The organism is Sphingomonas sp. NCPPB 2930 (assembly GCF_042867205.1).
Taxonomy (GTDB): Bacteria; Pseudomonadota; Alphaproteobacteria; order Sphingomonadales; family Sphingomonadaceae; genus Sphingomonas.
Genome location: NZ_JBHZQU010000056.1, coordinates 1 through 257 on the forward strand (window position 1 = coordinate 1; position 257 = coordinate 257).

Annotated in this window: 1 protein-coding gene; it reads left to right on the top strand. The window is 35.0% G+C overall.

What is annotated here, in order from left to right:
* Window positions 1–59 precede the first annotated feature (59 nt).
* Window positions 60–257: hypothetical protein (locus ACFX59_RS18305; RefSeq protein ID WP_387434493.1), on the top strand; the 198-nt coding region annotated here is incomplete at its 3' end.

Here is a 257-nt window from a genome sequence, read left to right on the forward strand (position 1 = left end):
TTCTAAAGAAACACTCTTAGGGACTTTTTCCAAGAGTAAATTTTATAAAGAGGTGTATTATGAAAAAAGTTAAGTTGCTTGGTATTTTAGCGCTCTCAGCAGTTGTCTTAGGTGCTTGTTCTTCAGTTCCGAGTCAGTCAGGGTCGAATTCTGACAAAACCGAACAAACTGATAAGAAAGAAGAATCAGTCAAAGAAAAAGTTACAAAAGATGCTGAAACTTTATTAGATGCAGTTTTGACTACGGATATTGCTAAG